Source organism: Pseudoalteromonas sp. ASV78 (assembly GCF_047806705.1).
In the GTDB taxonomy this organism is placed as follows: domain Bacteria; phylum Pseudomonadota; class Gammaproteobacteria; order Enterobacterales; family Alteromonadaceae; genus Pseudoalteromonas; species Pseudoalteromonas prydzensis_A.
On the sequence record NZ_JBLOPA010000001.1, the window covers coordinates 3718396 to 3739755 of the forward strand.

Below are 21360 nucleotides of genomic sequence, written 5' to 3' on the forward strand. Positions count from 1 at the left end.
AGGATGATATGTTTAAGCGTGTAGGTTGGAGTTTATTACTTCTATTGCTAAGTGTGCTGACACTTGGCTATGTTTTTCGCATGCCGATCACTTTGCACTTTGTTGCTCCTTCACTACAGGATTCGGGTGTTGAACTGCATTGCTTGGATTGGTCGTTAACAACTAATCTGGAGCTCCATGTACAGCGAGCATGTATTGGTTACCAAGGTCAACAACTAGAACTTGCAGATATAACGGTTAATACCAAGCAGGTTATTATCAACCGCGCGAATCTTAGGTTAGCAACCCCAGCTTCATCAGCGGGATCTTCAGCTGCAACAAAATTGGCTTTAACGCTGATTGAAAATAGACCACTACTGACGGTAAACCGATTAGTGATCTCACATCCGCAATTAGCAAAGTCACTGGCTATCAGTGTGCATGAACCTATTTTAAATCAATTTGCTGTTAGTGGTGATATAACGGCTCGCGCGTCGTTATTTACAGATCACGTAACTGGACAAGTTAAGCTTGATAATGAGTTAGTTAGTAAAGTGAAGCACATTGCTCGCTTGAATATTAATAGTCAAAATCGTTTTAGTTTTGATGGTGTTGGTTTAACGCTTGATTCACAGATTGATGGGCAATACGCTGCTGAGCTTGAAAGCTGTGCGATTACATTTAAGGTCAACGGCAATGTAAGCAGTCAGTATGATTTAAATACTAAGCGATTAACCCTAGATGGCCAGCAATTAATAAGTTCGCTAGCCGCACAAGAGAATTGTTTGCAGCAAATAGCAAAGTTAACAACAGATACAAAGCAACAGCAATTTATTGCTAAGCAAACACCACTACATTGGCAACTGCAATTACCAGCACAAATACTCTGGCAGGATAATACCCTGCAACTAGATACAGTTAATTTTGTAGCTGCTACAAGCGAGTTAAAGGTAAACAACCTCAATGTGAATATTAACGATTTGCCCAATAGCTTAAAAGCAGAGCTCGCTTTTTCACTACAAAATGATGAGATTAAAAAGTTTAATTTAGCTGCTCAGATCGCTGCTCATGAAGCTATTGGCAAGTATCAGTTAGACTTAGTACAGCTGCCCGATTTTATAGTCGAGGATGCAAAAAAGTTAACCAGCAATGGTGAGTTTACAGTTAACGATATTTTTACTGCGGCGCATGGTCGGCTATCTGCGCAGTTTGCTATTGGCAAGCTTACTATTAACGAGCTTGCAGTAAATCGTTATCACGGGACACTAACAGCACAAATTAATGAGCAGCGTTATTTAACTGCCGCGCTCGATAGCCAAATCGATACACTTAATGTCAGCGATTATAAATTAACGCAATTAACAAATAACTTGAATGCCTCTGGAAGTCTTGGGCTCGGTGAACTGTTTATTGATATAACAAGTGAAACAACTTTAGCTGCACTACAAAGTGAGTTAATTAACCTTAACAATATCAAGGTAAGCTCTCGTGCCATGCAAAGCCGTGCATTACAGGCTTCGCACCAAGTGATGATTGATGATATCGAAGTGATCGTTACGCATCATATGAGCAGCACGGCGCACCCTGTTGACGTGATTATTCCGGAGCAATCGATAGCGCGATTTAACCCCATTTTACATCAGTTTGCTCCGCTGGCGACATTAACAGATGGCACTGTTTCAGCACAGGTTAAAGGGGATATTAATTTACTCGCTGCTGAGATGACTTTGCAGCTAAATGGCGTAAATGGTTTATATAATGATTACCTGATCAATGGCTTTAATAGTCAATTAGCAGGGCGGTATGATTCAGGGCAGCTTAATGTTAAGCCGACTAAATTTGATATCAATGAACTACGTGCCGGTGCGATTGTTGAAAATATAACGGGGTTTTTGCAACTGCAAGATAATGAAGCTGTGCTCACAACACTTAATGGGGAAGTGATGGGCGGTAGTTTTACACTTGATAAGTACCGAGTAACAGGGCAAGCTCAGCAAGCATTGCTAACATTTAAAAATATTGATGCGAGTAAGGTGATCACCCTTGATGAAAAATCAGGAGTCAGTTTAACGGGGCGAGTTGCAGGTACGTTACCGGTGTATTTTACTGACTCAGGTATTGAGGTGAAGGATGGTCAGCTCACCAATCAAGGAGCGGCTAAGTTACTGATCACTAATAATGCCGCTTTTAATGCGGTCAAAGCGCAGCAACAAGAGTTAGGCCCTATATTAGGGCTACTTGAAGATTTAGATATTCAGAGTATTAAAAGTAGTGTTAATTTAAAGCCCGATGGTTGGATGACCTTAGGCGTTAATTTACAAGGTTATAATAAACCCCAAGCGCAGCAAGTTAACTTTAACTACAATCATGAAGAAAATGTGTTTACGCTATTACGAGCATTACGCTTAAGTGATGAGATTACGCAAAAGGTTGAACAAGAGTATTCAACAAAAGGAAGTAATAATGACTAAATGGTTAGTGATATTTACAGCATTGGGATTACTCAGTGCATGCACACATCGTGTTGAGGTGGCAGCAAAAGAGCCAATTACAATCAACTTGAATGTGAAAGTCGATCATGAGATCCGCGTAAAAGTTGATAAAGAACTCGACAATTTATTTAGTGATGACAGCGAATTATTCTAAGGAACTATTATGAGCAGAGTAAAAAATAAAAAACTAAACATGATCACGTTATTGAGTGCCGTTTGTTTGTCGTTTTCGGCGTGGGCAATTTCTCTAGACGATGCCAAAAATCAGGGTTTAGTAGGCGAAGATAGCTCGGGTTATTTAGGCCTTGTGGTACAAAACGCAGAAGCAAAAGCGGTTGTTGATGAAATCAATGCAAAACGTAAAGCACAATATTTAAAGCTTGCGAAAAAGAATAATTTGTCTCTTGCTCAAGTTGAGGCATTAGCGGCGGCAAAGACCATAGAGAAAACTCAAGCCGGTCACTTTGTTGAAGTGAACGGTAAATGGGTTAAAAAGTAGTCTTCCTTTTGTAAAAAGCTGAGTGATTAAGCGCTCGGCTTTTTACATCCAGCTAGGAGCTGCTGCCAAAAGTCGATGCCTTTGCGCCGAGCTAAATTAATATTGTGCTCAGGAATAGACTCAGGCTCGTCATATTCATCTAATGCGGCACTCATACTTGCTTCACGAATTAAATGTAGGGTTGGAAAAGGTGCGCGGTTAGTATAGTTAGCAGCGTCGCTGTCATCGCTATCGGCAAACACATAGTCAGGATGAAAGTTGGCTATTTGGTATTTACCTTCAAAACCTTGTGTCACTAACAGTGCATTGGCTAAATCCACTAAATCTAAAAACTCCTCAAAGTCAGTAAAGCCTTGTTCAAACATCAATAATGTAGTCTCTCGAGTCGGTTGTTGATCAAGTTCTATACATTGCTCAATCATTTCCATTACAGCATCATCAATGCTGGTGGCAAGGCTGGTTTGATAATGAATACAATTATTCTCAACCTCTTTGCGAGCGAAAGGACAAAAATTATATTTAACAATGACATTCGATACCCATAGGCGGGTTTGCTGTTCTGCTAATGTGGCGTTTGTGAGTTTAGTCATTGTGTGGCTCTAAATATTCGTTAATGATATGGATGGTTTTGGCTATCGCGCCTTGATTATTAGCAACACATTGCGCAGCTTGCAAACCTAACTGTTGGCAAACTACTGGTTGCTGATAAAGTTTTATTAATTGCTCTGCTAAACTCGTGGCATCACTTACTTGGATACAACCACCGAGTGTAATGAGCTGCGGATAAACATGGTTAAAATTATAGGTATGTGGGCCGCTTAAAATACCGACAGAAAATGCCGCCGATTCGAGTGGGTTGTGACCACCGCGCTCAATTAAGCTACCGCCGATATAACTAATATTTGCCATACCATATAAACATTGCAGTTCACCTAAAGTATCAGCAAGCAGTACGTGTTCGTTTTGGTAGTTATTTTTACTTCGGCGGCTAAAGCTCAATGTTGAATCTTCAAGTAATGTTGCGACCTTATCAAATTGCTCTGGGTGACGCGGTGCAATAACCAGTAGTGCATCTGGAGCTATTTCTAAAAGGCGCTGATGCGCAGTTAAGATTAATTCATGCTCAATAGGGTGTGTGGAACCGGCAACCCAGATAAAACGTTGCTTGTTGTATTGGCTTTTTAGGGTATCGACTTTGTCTAACTGCTCGCTAGTTGGCTTTATATCAAATTTAATTGACCCCGTAATATGCACTTTTTTTGCATCAAGACCAAGCTCGATAAAGCGAGTGGCATCGTTTTTATTGTGACTCGCCAGTGCTGAAATAGAGGTCATCAGTGTTCGCGTCAGTGGCGCTACTTTTTTGTAACCCTGCTGGGATTTAGCCGACAACCGAGCATTGAGCACGAGTACCGGAATGTTACGTTGCTGACTTTGTGCAAGCAGGTTTGGCCAAAGCTCGGTTTCTAAGATACATAATAAGGATGGCTGGAGTTTGTTTAAAAAACGCGCAGTGGCACAGGGGAAATCAACAGGTAAATAGACACATCGTACTGAGTCTTTAAAGTTGGCGTGTATTTGCTCGCGACCTGTGGGGGTGTTGCAAGTGAGCGTAATCGAATAATTGGGCTGCTGATTTTGTAATTCTTTAATTAAAGGTGTTGCAGCGAGTACTTCACCGACCGAAGCGCAGTGAATCATAATTGTTGGATTTTTACTTTGCGGATTGTTCGCGCTGACGAAGCCGAATCGCTCAGCGAAGTGGGCTCGATAGCCCGCATTTTTTTTACCTCTTAATACATATAAATAAAAAGTAATGAGGGGGCTTAGCAAATAAAGAATGAGTGAATAAAAAAAGCGTGCCATTTTCTAGCCTCAAAGTATAAAGGTTAATGATAACGCGGATACCCGCTAAGCAACATGCGAAATTGTTAAAAATCGTTACAGCAGCTAGTTTTGGGTGTTTAGTTGCGACTAATTTGGTAATATTTCAGTACCTTTATGAAAAATATAGTCGTTATGAAATTCAAATTGATAAAAGCCGCGGTATTAACCAGTTTTATAAGTTGCGCATTCTCTGCATTTGCAACACCTACTGCATACTTACCGATTGGCATGGACGCACAGCTTGATCATCAGCTCGATACTTTATTTGCGCTAACCTCAGGCAAGCCAATGGCCAAGCCTTATCGCTTAACGGAAGTTGAGGCGGCGCTTACTAAATTGCAAAACTCACAACCAAGTTTAGTGTCAGCGATACGCGCTAAAATAAAGCCTTACCAAGGCAGTGATAATATTACACGTGTTGGCGTGAAACTTAGAATTGATGGTGATAAATCAACCAAACTTGCCAATCAACGTGGTGTGAGTTCTGATGAGTGGGGGCAAGTGTTTTTCGAAGGTATTTGGCGTCCTAATGATTACACCTTAGTGCAAGTGGGCGCTGATTATCGTGCCAAGCAAAATAAATTAGTTAACTATAATAGTTTTGTGAGTTTTGCCGGCGATGATTTGCAGCTCAACATTGGTTATAAAGAGCATTGGTTCTCACCATTTAAACAATCAGCGCAAATTATCTCTACTAATGCCCGTACCTCACCATCGATTTCATTAGGCATGGTGGCGCCAGCGCATAACTGGTGGAACTTTGATTTTGAATTGTACTACTCTGAGCTTGAACATGTTGAAAAAGGTATTTTATATCAAGATGAACTACATGATGGCACACCTCGCTTAGCGGGCACACATATCAGTATTGAGCCCGTTTCAGGCTGGAAAATTGGCTTAAATCGTATGATGCAATTTGGTGGTGGGCCACGCGATGTTGGCTTTGGCGATGTAGTTGACGCTTTTTTTGATCCTGTCGGCAATGACAATGCAGGCATGGTTGAAGGTGGTCGAGATAATGAGTTAGGGGATCAACTAGCCTCTATAACCTCCAGCTTTAACTTTAACTGGGGAATGCCTGCCGAGCTATACTTTGAATATGGTGGTGAAGACACTAATAATCATAATAATTGGCAACTTGGCAACTTGGCCACCAGTGCAGGACTGTTTTTACCAACACTTACACCCAATATTACATTGCGTTACGAATATACCAAAATGGAAAGCTCATGGTATATAAATGCAATATATCAAACTTATGGTAATACTAAAGATGGTTTTGTCATAGGTCATTTTGCCAGCGACCAGCGTAACTTTGCTGATGGAGTGCCAAGTGACGTACATGTGTTAGATCTTGCTTATAATGCTAGCTTAGACTCATTATGGCGTGCCAAACTTACAATAATCGATAATGAAAGTGGTTTTGTAAATGACCATGGTTATAAAACTGATGATTACGAACAAGCGATTGAATTACAGCTAAGTAATAATCGCAAATGGCAAGAGTATAATATTGAAACAACTTTAACTTACGGCGAAGATGTATTTGGTGATAACTATACGTGGTTATCTGTGGCACTTTTTTGGTAGTAGCTAGTCAGACTAATTTTAAGAGGATTACCCATGTCTAATATTGATTCTGTAGCGACCAGCTACCTAGAAAGTTTAACCCGTCACCAAATCTTGTTTGAAACGATGGAAACATATCATCCTCAAGTAATGCAATTACTTGAGGTATGCCACAGTGCCTTGCAAGCTGGTGGTAAAGTGATTTGGTTTGGTAATGGCGGCAGCGCAGCAGATGCCCAGCATTTAGCGGCGGAGTTTGTCGTGCGTTATAAGTTAGAACGTGGTCCATTAGCATCTATGGCGCTAACCACTGACACTTCCATCCTAACTGCACACAGTAATGACTATCACTTTGATACGGTTTTTGAGCGTCAGGTTCTTGCGTTATGTAAGCCTGAGGATTTAGTGATTGGTTTAACTACCTCAGGTACAAGCGCTAACATTAATTTAGCGTTAGCTGCTGCAAATGAAATAGGCGCTTATACAGTTGCATTTACAGGCCGCGATGGCGGTAAAGTAAAAGATATCGCTAAATTACCCATTATTATTAAAAATGACGAAACTGCGCGTATTCAAGAAGCACATATGTTTATTGGTCATTGGTTATGTGAAGCCATTGATATGGTTGTAGCGGGGCAGAGTTAATGGATTTAGGGCTGTTTAAAAACCTGTCGAACGCTAAAATATTAGTGGTTGGGGATGTGATGCTTGACCGCTATTGGCATGGTGATTCAGGGCGTATATCGCCAGAAGCACCAGTGCCTATAGTAAAAGTAAGTAAATTTGAAGATAAAGCCGGTGGCGCTGCAAACGTAGCAAAAAACATTGCCCGTTTAGATGGTAAAGTTGGCTTGTTGGGTTTAATTGGTGAAGATGAAAGCGGGCAAATCTTAGAGCGAATTCTTGCTGATGAACGTATAGATTCACAATTAGTTAGTGTTTGTGATTTGCCGACTATTTCAAAAATGCGCGTAATTAGCCGTCATCAACAAGTTGTCCGCCTTGATTTAGAAGAGATGTTTACTGAGCAACACAGTCAACTACTTTTAAATCGTCTGCAATTAGTCTTAGATGACTACGATTTTGTCTTGTTCTCCGATTACAATAAGGGCTCATTAAGCCTGATCCAGCAAATGATAAAACTTGCTAAAGGTGCTGGAAAAACGGTGTTAATTGATCCTAAATCCTCAGACTTAAACTTATATCGCGGTGCTGATTTTATTACTCCTAACTTAAATGAGTTTAAGCTTGCCGGTGGTAAAACAGATTCAGAACAAAGCTTAACTGATAGTGCGCGGGCATTAATTAAAGATGCAGGTGTTGCAGCAATGCTTTTAACACGCTCAGAGCAAGGTATGTCGTTGATCAGCGCCGATGAAAAACATGACTTTGCTGCACAACAGCTCGAAGTGAGTGATGTCACGGGGGCAGGTGATACCGTTATCGCAACTCTTGCGGTGATGTTGGGTGCTGGGATGCAGCCTAAAGATGCAGTTGAAATCGCTAATCTAGCTGCTGGCATTGCAGTGAGTAAGTTAGGTGCTGCGACGGTATCGCCTGAAGAGCTAAGCCGCAAATTGGGTCAATATTTACAAAAGACTGGTGAGCATTATCAAACTCCATTTGATGATGTGCTGAAGCATATTGAGTTTGCAAAACAAAATGGTGAAACTATCGTGTTTACCAATGGCTGTTTTGATATTCTTCATGCTGGGCATGTACGCTATTTAGCGCAAGCTAAAGCACGTGGTGACCGTTTAGTGGTTGGCTTAAATAACGATGAATCAATCACCCGTTTAAAAGGCCCTGAGCGTCCAATTAACCCACTTGATGAGCGAGCCATGGTGCTGAGCGCTTTGGCATCAGTTGATTGGGTTATTCCATTTGGTGCAGTTGAAGAAAACGATACACCCGCTAAATTAATTGAACTGATCAGCCCTGATATTTTAGTGAAGGGAGGCGATTACACGGTTGAGCAAATTGCCGGTGCTGAACATGTACTTCGCCATGGTGGAAAAGTAGAAGTACTTGAATTTCTAAATGGCTGCTCTACGTCTAAAGTGATCAGTAAAATAAAGGCTTAACGGCTATATTTTTAGAGTGGACTGGTATGCTGTGTGTAACTGCTGCCAGTCGCTTTGTTGCCAATGCATGACTTGATTTCTGCCTTGCTCTTTATGGAACGAACGAGCAAGGCGGGTCATATTAGCTTGCTGCCAATGACTGGCAGGGGGTTTTAGTTCACCGCGGTCAAAGTCAATAATATATACCTCGCCCGTTTCATCAAAGAGAATGTTGTTAATATTCAAATCAGCGTGATACACGCCATGATTATGAAAATCCGCAATCGTATGAGCAATTTGCTCAAGCTCTTGTTTCGTTAAAGAGCGAGTTTTTAGCACATCCAGCACACTTTGCGCGCCAGTAATCGCTTGGGTAATAATATCGCCGCGGTATATTAAACCTTGTACACTGATCTTTGCTGCAATCGGCATTGGCACGTTTAAACCGAGTTCAATTAGTTGCATCATCAGCGAAAACTCTTGGTAAACACGGGTGTTTTTAATGCCTCTGTAAAGGTATTGATCGCTTAATACTTTACCCACTAAACCACCACGCCAATAATGCCTAAGTACAGCGGTTAAGTCGTGGTGACAAAAAAACCAAGCCGTGGCGCGGCCTTTTTTTGTGCCGACGATCTTTTCTTGCTGCTGCCAATATTCATTATCAAACCAATTTAAGCTAATTTGAGCGCTGTACTCAGGATGGCTTAAAATAATATGCTCATTAATGATTTGTTGATTAAACATGGCTAACTTACTTAATTGCAGGTGAAGGCACTATCTTAACCTGTTTTAAAGCCGAGCATAAGTGCTTGCAATAGTGAGCGGTTAATTTAAGATCACCCTAATTATCCAACATAAAGCAAAGGACCCCTGTGACTGACTCAACCACCTATTCAGGTATTTGTATTTTAAGACTCTCAGCAATTGGTGATGTTTGCCATGGTGTTTCAGCAGTACAAGCAATTCAAAAAGCGCACCCCAATGCAAAAGTCACCTGGGTGGTCGGCAAAGTTGAAGCCATGCTACTGGCTGATTTACCAGGTGTTGAGCTGGTGGTGTTTGATAAAAAACAAGGCAAAGCAGCTTATCAGCAGCTAAAACGTCAGTTTAAAGGGCGTCAGTTTGATGTGCTACTGCATATGCAAGTGGCGCTTCGGGCTAACTTAGTGGCGCGTTGTATCCCTGCTAAAGTTAAAATTGGCTTTGATTGGGCGCGCTCAAAAGAATTACATAGTTTATTTATTAATAAACGCATAGCACCACAGCAACAAGCGCATGTGTTAGAAGGCTTTAAAGGTTTTGCGCAAGCGATAGGTGTAGCAGATTATCAGCCTAACTGGCAAATGCCATTCAGCGAACAGGATCAAAGCAATGCAGATGAGTTACTAGGGACGGAGCGGTTAGCTGGGCGAATTTTTGTGATTTCCCCTGCTGCCAGTAAAAAAGAGCGCAATTGGCTGGCTGAACGCTATGCTAAGCTTGCAGAGCATGCCCACAAGCAAGGGTTTCATGTGGTGATCACGGGTGGCCCAACTCCCCTTGAAGTGACGCTGAGTAATGAGATTATTGCAGCCACGACAACGCCTATCCTTAATTTAGTGGGTAAAACCAAGCTTAAAGAGCTTCTTTGTGTATTAAAGCGAGCGGCATTGGTATTAGCACCGGATACTGGCCCTGCGCATATGGCAGTTACCGTAGGCACTCCGGTTATTGGTTTATATGCCCACTCGAATCCAAAGCGTACTGGCCCTTATTTATATCAAAATTATGTCGTCGAGGTTTATCATCAAAACTTGCTTAAGCAAACTGCTAAAACCGCTGAACAATTGCCATGGGGCGTGCGGGTTAAAGGCAGTGACCTAATGAGCCAAATAAGTGTTGATGAAGTAACTTTGATGTTTGACCTTGTGGTTGAGAAAGAGCAACTGCTGCAAACAGAGGGGGAGCAATATGAATAAGGCCCTGTTTTTAGACCGTGATGGCGTGGTTAATATTGATCATGGTTATGTTTATGAGCCGGACAAGTTTGAATTTGTACCAGGCGTATTTACTGCATGTAAGGCGTTTGTTGATGCGGGCTTCAAACTGATCATAGTAACTAATCAATCGGGGATTGGCCGTGGTTACTATTCAGAGGCGGATTTTCACGCTTTAACACAGTGGATGATTGCCCAATTTGCTGCGCATCAAGTAACGGTGACAGATGTTTATTTTTGCCCGCACCACCCGAAAAAAGCATTACCCGAATACCTCAAAGAGTGTGATTGTCGTAAACCAGCGCCAGGAATGTTACTGCAAGGCATCGCTGAGTATCATATAGATCCAACGCAAAGTATTATGGTTGGAGATAAACTCAGTGATATGCAAGCGGCAACAGCTGCTAATATAGCCACGCGTGTGTTAGTGCGCTCAGGGCAAAGCTTTGATGAGACTGCGATCGCTAATGCGCATCATGTGTGTGACTCCCTTGCTGATTTAGCAGAAATACTTTTAAAATAATTTTCATTCATAAACAACTGGCAGCAAAAGTTGTCAGTCCTTATTTATGCGATGAACTACAAACAGTGCATTTGTTTGACTAAACTTTTACAATAGCGGCAAAGATGAGCCGTGTTAATTCATGTTCGCTCGCCCCGTTCAATAAATTGGAGATTTCAGATGAGAGCATCTGCGTTTTTTAGCCAGCTTCAGCAGCAAATTGATGAAGTAAAAGCTGAAGGTTTGTACAAAAATGAGCGAGTGATCACTTCACAGCAGCAAGCTCAAATCCAAGTGGCTTCTGGCGACAAGGTTATTAATTTTTGTGCTAATAATTATTTAGGTTTGGCAAATAGCCCCGAGCTTATTCAAGCTGCACAAAACGGCTTAAATGACCATGGTTTTGGCGTTGCTTCTGTTCGTTTTATCTGTGGTACGCAAGATATTCATAAAACCCTAGAGCAAAAAATCAGTGCATTTTTAGAAACCGAAGACACGATTTTATATTCATCATGTTTTGATGCCAATACCGGTTTATTTGAAACAATTTTAGGCGCTGATGATGCGATTATCTCTGATTCGTTAAATCATGCATCTATCATTGATGGCGTGCGTTTATGTAAAGCAAAGCGCTTCCGTTATGCAAATAACGATATGGCAGATCTTGAAAAACAACTGATCGCAGCCGATGAAGCGGGTGTTAAAACAAAATTAATCGCTACAGATGGCGTGTTCTCAATGGACGGTGTGATCTGTAATTTAGAGGCAGTCTGTGACCTTGCTGATAAATATAATGCTTTAGTGATGGTTGATGACTCTCATGCTGTTGGTTTTGTTGGCGAAAATGGCAAAGGCACACCTGAGTACTGTAACGTTTTAGACCGTGTCGATATTATTACCGGTACTTTAGGTAAGGCGCTTGGCGGCGCATCGGGTGGTTATACATCTGGTAAAAAAGAAATTGTTGAATGGTTACGCCAGCGCTCTCGTCCGTATTTATTCTCAAACTCACTAGCGCCTTCAATTGTTACAGCATCAATCAAAGTACTGGAAATGCTCGAAAATGGCAGTGAATTGCGTGCTAAGTTATGGTCAAACGCTAAATACTTCCGTGAGCAAATGGAAGCGGCTGGATTTACCTGTGCGGGTAAAGATCACGCGATTATTCCAGTAATGTTAGGCGATGCTAAAGTCGCCTCTGCGATGGCTGATAAATTATTAGCAGAAGGCATTTATGTCACCGGTTTTTCATTCCCAGTGGTACCAAAAGGCCAAGCGCGTATTCGTACACAAATTTCTGCTGCGCACAGTATTGAGCAATTAGATACCGCAATTGACGCCTTTACCCGTATTGGCAAAGAAATGGGCATTATCTAATTAATTTATTTTAAACCGTCGCCTTGGCTGCGGTTTTTTTATTGAGTGTGATTCATGAAAGCATTATCTAAATTAAAAGCAGAGCCAGGTATTTGGATGACAGATGCGCCAAAACCTGAAGTTGGTCATAACGATTTATTAATCAAAATTCGCAAAACTGCTATCTGTGGTACTGACGTACATATTTATAAGTGGGATGAGTGGGCACAAAACACCATTCCTACGCCTATGGTTGTAGGCCACGAATATGTCGGTGAAGTGGTTGATATGGGTCAAGAAGTGCGCGGTTTTAGTGTTGGTGACAGAGTTTCGGGCGAAGGGCATATTACCTGTGGTCATTGTCGTAACTGTCGTGCTGGACGTGTTCATTTATGCCGTAACACCACCGGGGTAGGTGTTAACCGCGAAGGTGCATTTGCTGAGTATTTAGTGATCCCAGCATTTAATGCATTTAAAATTCCTGACAACATCAGCGATGAATTAGCATCTATTTTTGACCCATTCGGTAATGCAGTACACACAGCACTGTCATTCGATTTAGTGGGTGAAGATGTCTTGATCACGGGTGCTGGGCCAATTGGTATTATGGCCGCCGCAGTTGCAAAACATGTTGGCGCACGTCATGTAGTAATTACTGACGTTAATGAATACCGCCTAGATTTAGCCCGTAAAATGGGCGCGACGCGTGCAGTTAATGTGGCTAATGAAAAGCTTGAAGATATTATTAAAGAGCTTGGTATGACTGAGGGCTTTGATATAGGCCTTGAAATGTCAGGCGTGCCGGTTGCATTTAATAGTATGTTAAATAACATGAATCACGGTGGTAAAATTGCCATGCTAGGTATTCCACCGTCTGATATGGCGGTTGATTGGAATCAAGTGATTTTTAAAGGTTTAGTGATCAAAGGGATTTATGGCCGTGAAATGTTTGAGACTTGGTATAAAATGGCCAGTCTTATTCAGTCAGGGCTTGATCTAAACCCAATCATCACTCATCAATATTCAATAGATGACTTCCAAGCTGGCTTTGATATGATGATTTCAGGCCAATCGGGTAAAGTTATTCTTAACTGGGATTAATTATCCACTTGTTAAGAGAATTAAAGGCGGCATTTGTCGCCTTTTTTGTAATTATAAGAGAGTACTATGGCATTTAAGCATATTTCAATTAGCGAAACTCAGGCACTACTTAATAAAGATGATGTCGTGATTGCTGATATTCGCGATCCTAATTCGTATCAAGCAGGGCATATTCCGGGTTCAGAGCATTTATCAAATGCCAATATTGGCGAATTTATGATGAATAAAGAATTTGATCAGCCAATTATTATTGTTTGTTATCATGGTATGAGTTCACAAGGCGCAGCCAACTACTTAGCTGAGCAAGGCTTTGAAGATGTATACAGTATGGATGGTGGTTTTACCCAGTGGCAAGCACAATTGCCGGAGCAAGTGGAACGATGATCGAACTGGGTAGTATAAATAATCCACGTGCAGCACAAGGCTTTATTGATTATATAAAAAGCCAAGGCTTACAGGGCGAGCTTCGATCGCAAGATGGAAAAACGGTGATTATTTGTGTTGCCCCTGAGCATTTCCATCAAGCCCAATCGTTATGGCAAGTATTCGTAGAGAATCCAAATCATACACGTTATCAAGAAGCATCTTGGCAAGTTGGAAGCACGCAGTCACCGTTGAGCTATCAAGGCCAAGAGCTAAATTTAAAAGCACGCTTTAAAGCACTCAGCTGGTTAAATCAAACGGTCACTTTATTATGTGTGGGTATTTACATTGCCTTCTTACTCGGTGGCTTTGAGTCAATTTATAGCGTATTACAGTTTAAACCCGATCAACCATTAACTTGGCTTACACCAGCAATTGTCCATTTTAGTGCTGTGCATTTAGTGTTTAATATGATGTGGTGGATCATGCTCGGCGATGGTATTGAAAAACTCAGTGGTAAAAGTACTTTAATAGGTCTTTTTTTAGTGACCGCGCTATTTAGTAATTGGGCTGAGTTTATTATGGTTGGCCCTAACTTTGGCGGCTTAAGTGGTGTTGTATATGGTTTACTTGGGTTTTGCTGGATCCATCGGGTATTGAACCCACAACAACCAGCTTTAGTAACCAATGGTATTATCGGTTTTATGCTGATTTGGTTAGTACTTGGCTTTGCCGATATGCTGTTTGTAAGTATGGCTAACTGGGCACACTTAGGTGGCTTATTAAGCGGTATGGCTTATGCGTTTACCGCTCAGTTATTTACTAAAAATACAGTTAAACATCAGTGATAAAGATATTTAGTAAATAGCACTTCGCGGATGATCTCTTGTCCTGTCTCTTGTTTTAGCAGGGTTTTGAGTTTATCCGCACAGCGCTTTCTGATCTCTTCACGGCCAGTCAGTGATTTAATTTTCTCTTCAGACTCTTTGGATAGAATTTCTACTAAGGCATCCCTAAGTAACGGGGTGTGATGCTCAACAATAGCAATGTTTGACATATCACTGAGCATTAGATCTACAGTAATGCGCACATAACCCAACTTTTTATTACTCTGACCAATGTAGTTGGTAATGATATCGGGTTCAAAACCAAAGTAGCCCACAGTTGATTCAGCTTTGCTTGCAAAGCTGCTAAACAAACCAATAAATAAAGTGCTAATTAATATGCCAGCGTAAAGCGTTTTTTTCATATCCAGTAGAGAGCCCTGTAATTAATTGTTATTAGTCTATACGTAATAATGGCTAAGATACAGGCTGATGCAGCTATTATATTCATTAATCATCACTTTTTCCCCGACGCGGGCAGTGGTATCATTTACAGGGTTATTATTAAATAGAGTTATCGTGATCACATTTCCTGTTTCTGTAACTGCAAATTGGCAGTTAGGTACATCAATAAATTCTTTGTCGGGTAACGAGCAAGACTGGCTACTTGAGCCCAACTCACTGACGGCTAAATTAAAAACGCAGTGTGTCAAATTCTCTGTAGAAGTGCTTAGTGAAAAAGAGTTTGAACTGAGTACTTCACAACAACAATTATTAGATTGTTCACAGCGTATTGGTATTAATCGTGAAGTTTTATTGCTTTGTGATGGTATTCCTATGGTGTATGCACAAAGCTGGCTGCCTGCTACCGATGATATGCAACAACAGCAATTACTGGCACTGGGTAACCGGCCTTTAGGTGATGTTATCTTTCAGCATCCTGATCTTAAACGCACCGACATAGAAGTGGCACAGTTTGATTGCCAGCATCCAGTGCAGCAGCTTGTTAGCCAATATTCAGAGGTCACAAAGCCGTTATGGGGCCGCCGCAGTGTATTCTCATTGGCACAAAGCCGTTTTTTAGTAGCTGAAATATTTTTACCAGAGGCTTACCTATATTTATGAAATTTGCCGCCTTACACATTGCTCATATACCTTATTATAAGCAGTTAATGCGCACCGATAAGCCCATCGGTACCTTATTGCTATTGTGGCCTACATATTGGGCATTGTGGCTTGCAAGTGATGGTATGCCAAGTTTGCTTAACTTTGTGGTATTTAGCTTGGGTGTATTTGTTATGCGCAGCGCAGGCTGTGTTATTAATGATTACGCAGATCGTAGAATTGATGGCGCGGTAAAACGCACCGCGCAAAGGCCTCTTGCCGCAGGGTTGATCAGTAGTGGCGAAGCACTAAGTTTATTTTTATTGCTTATCATAATTGCTTTTATACTGGTGTTGTTACTGAGTTGGCAAACCATATTATTGTCAGTAGGGGCATTGCTATTGGCATTTAGCTATCCCTTTATGAAACGCTACACTAATTTACCGCAACTGGTGTTAGGTGCTGCTTTTGGCTGGGCTATTCCGATGGCTTTTATGGCTGCAACAGGCACTATCCCACTGCTTGGCTGGTTGTTATTTACCGCTAATATTGCGTGGACTACCGCCTACGATACTATGTATGCCATGGTAGACAGAGATGATGATTTGAAAATTGGCGTAAAGTCTACAGCGATACTGTTTGGCAGTGCCGATCGAGTTATTATTTTTGCGCTAAATGGTGTTTTTGTTGGTTTGTTGGCTTTAATTGGTTATATGAGTCAAATAGCCATGCCGTATTGGCTTGGTTTATGTGTGGCATGTGGCTTTTTGGTTTACCAACAATTGCTAATTCATAGCCGCAATAGAGAACAATGTTTTAAAGCTTTTTTAAACAATCATTATGTCGGTATGGTGGTTTTTATTGGCTTAGTGGCGTCCTTGCCATTTAATCTATAGTGTTAGCGAGGTGGGTCAATAACGCCACTGATTGAAGTATTCTTCCTAAACCAGCCCGCAACTGAATAACGGGTATCGACGGTCGGCAATACTTCATGCATAAAGCGCTCGCTCTCAAACATCACCAATGTGCCAGCTTTAGGCTGAATAGTGATTTCGACGTCTTTACTTTTAGGTTTGTAAATCACTAACTCACCACCAGATTGCACGGTATTTAAGTAAAATACAGTGGTAAATACACGATTCGATCGCCCTTTAAATGCGTCGTAATGCTTTTTATAAAAGTCGCCATGTTGGTATTTGGCGTAGTGACACTCATAATCAAATAAACCCAAAAAGAAATAACGATTCAAGTTTACTCTAATATCTTCCAGTGCATTTTGATAATCAATTTGAGCTTGGCTACTACCATCAAACCAAAAGGTCTTGTCGGTGCGTATGCTCTTGTCTATTTGTAAATCCTGCTGACGGCCAATACCCGCTAATTTAAAGTTGGGGTTAATACGATAACAATCTTGCATCAGAGCATTAGTCAGTGTTGTATCAAACATATTTTCGATCACGGCGTAGCCATGGGTTTCTATGTCAGTTAAATAACGTCCAGGGATCAGATTAAGGCTCATTAATTGTACTATATAGCAGCGAAGGTGCGTAGTTTAGCTTAAAAAGAACAGAAGGTACTACTGTAGATTTAGAAACCAAGCCTAAGAAATGTTTTCGGCTTGGTTTTCATGCTGTTACTTAAGAATTTATTGACAACGCTGTCTTTTCTATCAATGACAGTAATTGATTTATAGGGTCACCAGCGGCAACTTGCTGACTGGTTTGTACAATCAATTGTTCGTGGGATAAATTTTTATTGGTCTTTAACTGTAATAAGTTGCTGTTCTCCGCGACTGAACTGGCGTGTTCAATACTACAAATAGCAACATGGTTTGATTTACATAACCCATCCATAACTTGTTCAATACTGCCTACTTTAATACTGCTAGTTTTGTTTAGGCTATCGACAGCTTCATTGAGCATCGCTTGAATTTGTTTTGATTGTGAAAAACAACTATACATAGGGTAGTCAGTTAAATCTTGTTTGCAAAGATTGTTCTTATTCGCAAGAGGATGGCTTTTTGCCACGAATAAAATCAATTGATCAGGTAAGTGTATGTCATTGCCAATGTTATTAACTGCTTGCGAACAAACGCTAATATCAATTTCCCCTAACTGCAGCTTACGTACCAGTTCACTTTGTTCTTGTAATTGCATTTCGATTTTTACATGCGGGTATTGTGCTAAAAATTGGCCACATGAAATAGGCACTATGGCACTGGCATTGTTGGTATAGCCAATCACCAGCTTTTCATTTGAGCAACCATTAAGAGATTGGAATAATCGTTTTTTAGTGTCTTCAAGCTTAGTGAGCGTGTCTTGTGCGTACTCTAAAAAAAGCTCACCTTCTGTCGTTAACTTCACTGAGCGAGTCGAACGTTTGACTAATTCATAGCCAACTTCATCTTCTAAGGTCTGAATACTGCGTGTTAATGCTGAGGTGCTAATTTTTGTTGTTTCGGCCGCTTGGCGAAAATGCCGTAGCTGACCCAATGCTACAAATTGTTCTAATTGTTCAAATCTCACTTTTATAGTCCTTTGTATAAGTAAGTCGCACTACTGGCGAACATAATTGATATTATTTTAATAGATAGTAATCCATTGTACCCAATTTGAAAAGTGCATTTCACACAATTGTTACAACTATCAGTTAGGGTAACGCTCTTTTATCTCCAAAAAAAGTGTTAAATTGTTAATAAATATGTCTACAAGTTTTGGCTCAAACTGTTTGCCACTTTGCTCCTTAAGCAAATCGAGTACTTCTTCAAGCGGCCACGCTTTTTTGTAGCAACGATCGCTGCCCAATGCATCAAATACATCAGCAAGTGCAGTTATGCGTCCAACTATATGAATATCTTTACCTGCAAGTTGATTGGGATAGCCAGTACCGTCCCATTTTTCATGATGAGAATGAGCAATGATTGAACCACACTTTAAGATTTCGTTATTTGAATTTTTGAGAATATCATAACCAACTTCGGCATGAGTTTGCATAATTGCCCACTCTTGAGCATCCAGCTTACCGGGTTTATTGAGAATATGATCTGGGATACTTATTTTTCCAATATCGTGCAAGGGTGAGGCGAGCTTTATTACTTCACACTCGAAGTTATTTAAGCCATATAACTTACCCAACAGTTCACTATAGTGAGCAACTCTTTTAACATGTGAACCGGTTTCTTTTGAGCGTTTTTCAACAGCTTCACCGAGAATATACGACAGCTCTTTTTGCGAATCCTTCATCATTTCACGTAATTTTAGGTTATCGTAAGCCAGTGCAATGTTATTAGCAAAAAACTCCAAAAGCTGATAATCGGTGGTTCCTAATAACGAGCCTTTACGTACATACAGCATGGTTTCAAGGCCTGCCTGAGTTGGAAAATAGCCGATGTAGTCATGCATGGTTTTTTGTGATGATTTGCGATTGTGAGCCTCAACAAATAATTGCTTTACATTTTCGGGGATCACATTGGCATTAGGCTCAGGCTCAACACCTGACGCTGCTAGTAGCTTAAAATCAGTGGCTGGGGATGTTTGTTGGTTAACAGCTGCAGCACAATAAATTTCAGTGTCATCTAAGCCCATAACATTGGTTACATGGGATAAAATTGTTGATGCAAATTCATGGACGCTATCACATTTTAAAAATGAGCTAGAGGCGTTGATTATTTTTTCAAGCCCTTTTCTATGGCGCTCAATAATTTGAATATCACGATGTGAACGCAGCGCTGAATACAATAAGGTTTTCATTTTTATTGCGGTCAGCTCGGTTTTATTTTTGTAATCGTTAATGTCGTATTCACGGATCACAGCTTCTTCAGGGGCTTCACCAGGTTGACCTGTTCGTAAAATAAGGCGGATGTCGTGGTTATTAATATCATCACGGATAAACTTTATGAGGTCTAAACCAGCATGACTGGTTTCCATTACTACATCGATTAAGCCAACCGAAAAATCGAGGTCTTGTTGTAATAATTCTTTTGCGGCTTGCGCTGAGTAAGCATGATGCAAACATAAGGCTTTATCTTCAAAGGTAAAGCCTGATAATACAAGCTTAGTGACTTGGTGAATATCATCCTCATCATCAACCACGAGGATATTCCAGAACGCTTGTGGTGACTGAGCTTCTGACTCTTCAATGGCATTTTCTGAAAATAAAAAGTCGTTCACATTTACACCGTTAGTTTAATAATCCTGCTAAAGAGTATAGTGCTTGTTTTTTAGTCTGTCTTATTGCTCAGTGGTTTTTTTTCAATGTTTTTAAGCTCAATTTCAATCGCATCACATGAAATATGTATTTCATATAAAGAGGTTAGCAACGATAGCGCAAGGCACGCTAAGCTTACCCCAAATAAAATCACACCAGTGGTTTTAAACTCGATAAATAATGCAAACATTGACAGCGTACACATTAAAAAAGAAGCAACGCCATAGACTTGCATGGTTCTTATAAGTTTAATGCGTTTTCTTAGATTAGTGATTTGTGCGACAACGAGCGGTCGTATAGTATCGCCTTCGCGGGCATTGAGTTCACGAATTAATTGCGCAAGTACTAAAAAGCGGTTGGTGTATGCTAATAACAACAAAGAGATTGCAGGGAATAGCAGTCCAGGTGTTGTGAGGGTCATGATTATTTCCTATATAACAATTACTTCGCTTAGAGTAGCTTAGGGTAATTAATTCGCAAAGTAAAAGAGGTTGTCATTGCAAAATAAAATAAATAACAATACAGAACAAGCGCCATTTGAATGGTTAACTATCTATTGCGCTGCGAATGCTGTAGAGGCAAATATTGTGAAAGGATTATTTCTTAACAATAATATTGAATGTCAGTTACTCGGTGAATCGTTACAAGGAGCTGTTGGCGAAATACCTTTAGATCAAACCCAAGTCAGAGTGCAGGTTTTTGTGATTAAAGAGCGCCAGGCGCGGCAAATATTGGTAAACTACACTCAAGTACAACAATCCGCTCCTGATTGGGTATGCCCCAACTGTAACGAGCATAATGGGCCAACATTTGAAATTTGTTGGTCTTATAGGACACCAAATAATGACTAAAGCGAATAATTTTCAGCGTATAAGAGAGCTTAACTATTTGCAACAAGCGGTATTGGCGGCAGCATTAATTGAGCGCATGTTACCTAATTATGGTTTATTTAGTGAAGCAACAGGATTTGGTGACGAAGCTATTTTACGCAGTGCACTTAATTTGTGTTGGGAAAAAATCTTACTGCCGAAAAGTAAAATAAGCCTTGAAAAGCAAATTGAGAAAATTGAACCAAATGTCCCTGAACTTGCTGATTTTGATATGTTCGGTACTTATCCAGCAATTGATGCAGCCACCGCTTTATTAGGTTTAATGCATGGTTTAATTGCCAAAGATGAGCAAGAATTTATCAGCATTAGTAAAATATCACAGGCGACTGTTGCGCGTTTTATTGAATATCAATTAACGGTTGAAGGTGAGCTGGCTGATAATACCGCGGTACGTGAACATCCGTTGATGCAATACGAAATTGAAGTGTTAGGTGAGTTAATTGATTTTGTTGAGCAGATGGGCAGAGTAACAGCTGAAAACGTGAAAGCGTTAAAGCAACACGCTATCGCTGATGGACAAACAAACATTGGTATTACGCTTTAATT

At 40.7% G+C, this 21360-nt stretch carries 24 protein-coding genes; 16 read left to right on the top strand and 8 right to left on the bottom strand.

Annotated elements, in window-relative coordinates; translation table 11 throughout:
- Window positions 1–8: 8 nt before the first annotated feature.
- The 3 genes from ACMVDV_RS16970 to ACMVDV_RS16980 are packed head-to-tail and all read left to right on the top strand — an operon-like array spanning window position 9 to window position 2970.
- Window positions 9–2450: a YdbH domain-containing protein gene (locus ACMVDV_RS16970; protein ID WP_416158893.1), complete on the top strand. Its 2442-nt coding sequence runs from the start codon at window positions 9–11 to the stop codon at window positions 2448–2450.
- The gene (locus ACMVDV_RS16975) at window positions 2443–2625 is read left to right on the top strand and encodes a YnbE family lipoprotein (RefSeq protein ID WP_304183551.1); all 183 of its coding nucleotides are present in this window, start codon (window positions 2443–2445) and stop codon (window positions 2623–2625) included. The genes ACMVDV_RS16970 and ACMVDV_RS16975 overlap by 8 nt, the downstream gene beginning before the upstream one ends.
- 9 nt (window positions 2626–2634) lie before the next feature.
- Window positions 2635–2970, top strand: coding sequence for a YdbL family protein (locus ACMVDV_RS16980; RefSeq protein ID WP_416158894.1), 336 nt, complete (start codon window positions 2635–2637; stop codon window positions 2968–2970).
- A gap of 26 nt (window positions 2971–2996) precedes the next feature.
- On the opposite strand, the gene ACMVDV_RS16985 is transcribed toward ACMVDV_RS16980, so the two are convergent.
- Window positions 2997–3560, bottom strand: coding sequence for a DUF1415 domain-containing protein (locus ACMVDV_RS16985; protein WP_416158895.1), 564 nt, complete (start codon window positions 3558–3560; stop codon window positions 2997–2999).
- Window positions 3553–4836 carry a lipid IV(A) 3-deoxy-D-manno-octulosonic acid transferase gene (gene waaA, locus ACMVDV_RS16990; protein WP_416158896.1) on the bottom strand — a complete coding sequence of 428 codons (1284 nt, stop codon included), beginning with the start codon at window positions 4834–4836 and terminating at the stop codon, window positions 3553–3555. The genes ACMVDV_RS16985 and waaA overlap by 8 nt, the downstream gene beginning before the upstream one ends.
- A gap of 153 nt (window positions 4837–4989) precedes the next feature.
- On the opposite strand from waaA, the gene ACMVDV_RS16995 reads away from it, so the two are divergent.
- The 3 genes from ACMVDV_RS16995 to hldE are packed head-to-tail and all read left to right on the top strand — an operon-like array spanning window position 4990 to window position 8510.
- A complete protein-coding gene (locus tag ACMVDV_RS16995; protein ID WP_416158897.1) occupies window positions 4990–6447 on the top strand; it encodes a capsule assembly Wzi family protein in 1458 nt (485 codons plus the stop codon).
- A 33-nt stretch (window positions 6448–6480) separates the two neighbouring features.
- Window positions 6481–7071 carry an SIS domain-containing protein gene (locus tag ACMVDV_RS17000; protein WP_304183556.1) on the top strand — a complete coding sequence of 197 codons (591 nt, stop codon included), beginning with the start codon at window positions 6481–6483 and terminating at the stop codon, window positions 7069–7071.
- A complete protein-coding gene (gene hldE / locus ACMVDV_RS17005) occupies window positions 7071–8510 on the top strand; it encodes a bifunctional D-glycero-beta-D-manno-heptose-7-phosphate kinase/D-glycero-beta-D-manno-heptose 1-phosphate adenylyltransferase HldE (protein WP_304183557.1) in 1440 nt (479 codons plus the stop codon). The genes ACMVDV_RS17000 and hldE overlap by 1 nt, the downstream gene beginning before the upstream one ends.
- Window positions 8511–8513: 3 nt before the next feature.
- Here hldE and ACMVDV_RS17010 read toward each other — a convergent pair whose 3' ends face one another.
- Window positions 8514–9236: a 3-deoxy-D-manno-octulosonic acid kinase gene (locus ACMVDV_RS17010; RefSeq protein ID WP_416158898.1), complete on the bottom strand. Its 723-nt coding sequence runs from the start codon at window positions 9234–9236 to the stop codon at window positions 8514–8516.
- Between the two features lie 128 nt (window positions 9237–9364).
- Here ACMVDV_RS17010 and ACMVDV_RS17015 point away from each other — a divergent pair, with 128 nt between their 5' ends.
- The 6 genes from ACMVDV_RS17015 to glpG all read left to right on the top strand — a co-directional run bounded on the left by ACMVDV_RS17015 (window position 9365) and on the right by glpG (window position 14638).
- Window positions 9365–10450, top strand: a complete 1086-nt coding sequence (locus ACMVDV_RS17015; protein ID WP_416158899.1) for a glycosyltransferase family 9 protein — start codon at window positions 9365–9367, stop codon at window positions 10448–10450.
- Window positions 10443–10991, top strand: coding sequence for a D-glycero-beta-D-manno-heptose 1,7-bisphosphate 7-phosphatase (gmhB, locus tag ACMVDV_RS17020; RefSeq protein ID WP_416158900.1), 549 nt, complete (start codon window positions 10443–10445; stop codon window positions 10989–10991). The genes ACMVDV_RS17015 and gmhB overlap by 8 nt, the downstream gene beginning before the upstream one ends.
- 159 nt (window positions 10992–11150) lie before the next feature.
- Entirely contained in the window at window positions 11151–12347 is a 1197-nt protein-coding gene (locus ACMVDV_RS17025; RefSeq protein WP_416158901.1) for a glycine C-acetyltransferase, read from the top strand.
- Between the two features lie 54 nt (window positions 12348–12401).
- A complete protein-coding gene (tdh, locus tag ACMVDV_RS17030) occupies window positions 12402–13427 on the top strand; it encodes an L-threonine 3-dehydrogenase (RefSeq protein ID WP_182718390.1) in 1026 nt (341 codons plus the stop codon).
- A gap of 66 nt (window positions 13428–13493) precedes the next feature.
- On the top strand, window positions 13494–13811 hold the full coding sequence (gene glpE / locus ACMVDV_RS17035) for a thiosulfate sulfurtransferase GlpE (RefSeq protein ID WP_304183563.1): 318 nt from the start codon (window positions 13494–13496) through the stop codon (window positions 13809–13811).
- A complete protein-coding gene (gene glpG / locus ACMVDV_RS17040) occupies window positions 13808–14638 on the top strand; it encodes a rhomboid family intramembrane serine protease GlpG (RefSeq protein WP_304183614.1) in 831 nt (276 codons plus the stop codon). The genes glpE and glpG overlap by 4 nt, the downstream gene beginning before the upstream one ends.
- Here the strand turns inward: glpG and ACMVDV_RS17045 are convergent.
- Window positions 14632–15039 carry a flagellar basal body-associated protein FliL gene (locus ACMVDV_RS17045; protein WP_304183564.1) on the bottom strand — a complete coding sequence of 136 codons (408 nt, stop codon included), beginning with the start codon at window positions 15037–15039 and terminating at the stop codon, window positions 14632–14634. The genes glpG and ACMVDV_RS17045 overlap by 7 nt on opposite strands.
- A gap of 154 nt (window positions 15040–15193) precedes the next feature.
- Between ACMVDV_RS17045 and ACMVDV_RS17050 the strand changes: the two genes are divergently transcribed.
- Window positions 15194–15739: a chorismate--pyruvate lyase family protein gene (locus ACMVDV_RS17050; protein WP_304183566.1), complete on the top strand. Its 546-nt coding sequence runs from the start codon at window positions 15194–15196 to the stop codon at window positions 15737–15739.
- Window positions 15736–16614 carry a 4-hydroxybenzoate octaprenyltransferase gene (ubiA, locus tag ACMVDV_RS17055; RefSeq protein WP_416158902.1) on the top strand — a complete coding sequence of 293 codons (879 nt, stop codon included), beginning with the start codon at window positions 15736–15738 and terminating at the stop codon, window positions 16612–16614. The genes ACMVDV_RS17050 and ubiA overlap by 4 nt, the downstream gene beginning before the upstream one ends.
- Before the next feature lie 2 nt (window positions 16615–16616).
- Here ubiA and ACMVDV_RS17060 read toward each other — a convergent pair whose 3' ends face one another.
- From ACMVDV_RS17060 to ACMVDV_RS17075, 4 genes are all read right to left on the bottom strand, one after another.
- A complete protein-coding gene (locus tag ACMVDV_RS17060; RefSeq protein WP_416158903.1) occupies window positions 16617–17237 on the bottom strand; it encodes a 2OG-Fe(II) oxygenase in 621 nt (206 codons plus the stop codon).
- Window positions 17238–17355: 118 nt separating this feature from the next.
- Complete coding sequence (locus tag ACMVDV_RS17065) at window positions 17356–18243, bottom strand: LysR family transcriptional regulator (protein ID WP_416158904.1); 888 nt, start codon at window positions 18241–18243, stop codon at window positions 17356–17358.
- A 120-nt stretch (window positions 18244–18363) separates the two neighbouring features.
- Window positions 18364–19887, bottom strand: coding sequence for a response regulator (locus tag ACMVDV_RS17070; protein WP_304183572.1), 1524 nt, complete (start codon window positions 19885–19887; stop codon window positions 18364–18366).
- A 50-nt stretch (window positions 19888–19937) separates the two neighbouring features.
- Window positions 19938–20345, bottom strand: coding sequence for a DUF2721 domain-containing protein (locus ACMVDV_RS17075; protein WP_304183574.1), 408 nt, complete (start codon window positions 20343–20345; stop codon window positions 19938–19940).
- 76 nt (window positions 20346–20421) lie between these two features.
- On the opposite strand from ACMVDV_RS17075, the gene ACMVDV_RS17080 reads away from it, so the two are divergent.
- Window positions 20422–20775 carry a DUF2007 domain-containing protein gene (locus tag ACMVDV_RS17080; protein ID WP_416158905.1) on the top strand — a complete coding sequence of 118 codons (354 nt, stop codon included), beginning with the start codon at window positions 20422–20424 and terminating at the stop codon, window positions 20773–20775.
- Complete coding sequence (locus ACMVDV_RS17085; RefSeq protein ID WP_145235087.1) at window positions 20768–21358, top strand: YjaG family protein; 591 nt, start codon at window positions 20768–20770, stop codon at window positions 21356–21358. The genes ACMVDV_RS17080 and ACMVDV_RS17085 overlap by 8 nt, the downstream gene beginning before the upstream one ends.
- The last annotated feature ends 2 nt before the right edge of the window (window positions 21359–21360 follow it).

Excerpts from the sequence above, each read along its gene's own strand:
- ACMVDV_RS16970 (WP_416158893.1), top strand. The coding sequence starts at position 9 with ATGTTTAAGCGTGTAGGTTGGAGTTTATTACTTCTATTGCTAAGTGTG.
- ACMVDV_RS16975 (WP_304183551.1), top strand. The coding sequence starts at position 2,443 with ATGACTAAATGGTTAGTGATATTTACAGCATTGGGATTACTCAGTGCA.
- ACMVDV_RS16980 (WP_416158894.1), top strand. The coding sequence starts at position 2,635 with ATGAGCAGAGTAAAAAATAAAAAACTAAACATGATCACGTTATTGAGT.
- ACMVDV_RS16985 (WP_416158895.1), bottom strand. The coding sequence starts at position 3,560 with ATGACTAAACTCACAAACGCCACATTAGCAGAACAGCAAACCCGCCTA.
- waaA (WP_416158896.1), bottom strand. The coding sequence starts at position 4,836 with ATGGCACGCTTTTTTTATTCACTCATTCTTTATTTGCTAAGCCCCCTC.
- ACMVDV_RS16995 (WP_416158897.1), top strand. The coding sequence starts at position 4,990 with ATGAAATTCAAATTGATAAAAGCCGCGGTATTAACCAGTTTTATAAGT.
- ACMVDV_RS17000 (WP_304183556.1), top strand. The coding sequence starts at position 6,481 with ATGTCTAATATTGATTCTGTAGCGACCAGCTACCTAGAAAGTTTAACC.
- hldE (WP_304183557.1), top strand. The coding sequence starts at position 7,071 with ATGGATTTAGGGCTGTTTAAAAACCTGTCGAACGCTAAAATATTAGTG.
- ACMVDV_RS17010 (WP_416158898.1), bottom strand. The coding sequence starts at position 9,236 with ATGTTTAATCAACAAATCATTAATGAGCATATTATTTTAAGCCATCCT.
- gmhB (WP_416158900.1), top strand. The coding sequence starts at position 10,443 with ATGAATAAGGCCCTGTTTTTAGACCGTGATGGCGTGGTTAATATTGAT.
- ACMVDV_RS17025 (WP_416158901.1), top strand. The coding sequence starts at position 11,151 with ATGAGAGCATCTGCGTTTTTTAGCCAGCTTCAGCAGCAAATTGATGAA.
- tdh (WP_182718390.1), top strand. The coding sequence starts at position 12,402 with ATGAAAGCATTATCTAAATTAAAAGCAGAGCCAGGTATTTGGATGACA.
- glpE (WP_304183563.1), top strand. The coding sequence starts at position 13,494 with ATGGCATTTAAGCATATTTCAATTAGCGAAACTCAGGCACTACTTAAT.
- glpG (WP_304183614.1), top strand. The coding sequence starts at position 13,808 with ATGATCGAACTGGGTAGTATAAATAATCCACGTGCAGCACAAGGCTTT.
- ACMVDV_RS17045 (WP_304183564.1), bottom strand. The coding sequence starts at position 15,039 with ATGAAAAAAACGCTTTACGCTGGCATATTAATTAGCACTTTATTTATT.
- ubiA (WP_416158902.1), top strand. The coding sequence starts at position 15,736 with ATGAAATTTGCCGCCTTACACATTGCTCATATACCTTATTATAAGCAG.
- ACMVDV_RS17060 (WP_416158903.1), bottom strand. The coding sequence starts at position 17,237 with ATGAGCCTTAATCTGATCCCTGGACGTTATTTAACTGACATAGAAACC.
- ACMVDV_RS17075 (WP_304183574.1), bottom strand. The coding sequence starts at position 20,345 with ATGACCCTCACAACACCTGGACTGCTATTCCCTGCAATCTCTTTGTTG.
- ACMVDV_RS17085 (WP_145235087.1), top strand. The coding sequence starts at position 20,768 with ATGACTAAAGCGAATAATTTTCAGCGTATAAGAGAGCTTAACTATTTG.